Genomic DNA, 1,263 nt, shown 5'->3' with positions numbered 1-1,263 from the left:
TGTATAGACCGGGGAGATGGTGGACGGGTGTTCGGAGACATGGTGGACGGATTTGGCATGAAGGGCGGGGAGGCCGGCATGCCATTTTCGGATCGTTCAGTGCAGTCCGAACGGGAAGAGTTCTGTCGTCTGGCGAGTGGGTCGGGTGCGAACGTGCGGGAGTTGTGCCGACGGTTCGGGGTTAGTCCGACGACCGGCTACAAGTGGCTGGCGGTGTATGGTGTAGCGGGTATGGCCGGCTTGGTGGATCGCTCACGCCGGCCGTTGAGCAGTCCGTCTCGTACGTCCACTGAGCTAGAGGACAAGGTGCTGCAGGTGCGCAGCGAGCACCGGGCATGGGGTGGCCGCAAGATCCGCCGGGTGCTGGAGAACGATGGGGTAGCGCCGGTACCGGCGGCCTCGACGATCACCGCGATCCTGCGCCGGCATGGGGAACTGGACGGGCCGGGAGCGGGAGAGCGGCGAGCCTTCACGCGCTTCGAGCATGCCTCCCCCAATGATCTATGGCAGATGGACTTCAAGGGCTGGGTCGAGTTGGAGACAGGCCGCTGCCATCCGCTGACGGTGCTGGACGACCACTCGCGCTATGCGCTCGAGCTGGAGGCATGCACCGATGAGACGGCAGAGACGGTCAAGACCCGGCTCACAGCGGTGTTCCAGCACTATGGCCTGCCCTGGCGGATGTTGGCCGACAACGGCCCGCCCTGGGGCACAGCTGGCCAGGGTCAGTATACCCGGCTGGGCGTGTGGCTGATGGACCTAGGCATTGGCCTGGTACACGGCCGGCCCTATCATCCCCAGACCCAAGGCAAGGAGGAGCGCTTCCACCGCACCCTCAAGGCCGAGGTGCTCGATGCTCATAACCTCAAAAGCATCGACGAGGCGCAGGCCGCCTTCGATGCCTGGCGCTCGGTCTACAACACCAAACGGCCGCACGAGGCGCTCAGGCTCGACACGCCGGCAGCGCGCTACACCATGAGCTCCAGGTCGATGCCCGAGGCCATCACGCCACCCCAGTACGAGTCGCAAGACCACGTCCGCAAGCTCGACCAGAACGGCCGCTTCAGCTTCAGGGGACGCATCCTCAAAGCCCCAACCGCCTTCGCCGGACGTGCCCTCGCCCTACGTGCCACCGACACCGACGGCCTCTTCGACATCTGCTATCGACGCCATCGCATCGCTCAGATCGACCTGCGAGACAACACAGCCCAAACTGTCCACCATGTCTCCGAACACCCGTCCACCTTGTCTCCGGTCTGAACA

General features: G+C 64.7%; 1 protein-coding gene. It reads left to right on the top strand.

Annotated elements, in window-relative coordinates; genetic code table 11:
• Positions 1 to 78 precede the first annotated feature (78 nt).
• On the top strand, positions 79 to 1,260 hold the full coding sequence (locus ACSQ23_RS28450) for an IS481 family transposase (protein WP_055883281.1): 1,182 nt from the start codon (positions 79 to 81) through the stop codon (positions 1,258 to 1,260).
• Positions 1,261 to 1,263 lie beyond the last annotated feature (3 nt).

Source organism: Devosia sp. LjRoot16 (assembly GCF_964252795.1).
Lineage (GTDB): Bacteria > Pseudomonadota > Alphaproteobacteria > Rhizobiales > Devosiaceae > Devosia_A.
This window is presented reverse-complemented; position numbering and strand designations above follow the sequence as displayed.

Coding starts and splice junctions, on each gene's coding strand:
- ACSQ23_RS28450 (WP_055883281.1), top strand. CDS start 79: ATGCCATTTTCGGATCGTTCAGTGCAGTCCGAACGGGAAGAGTTCTGT.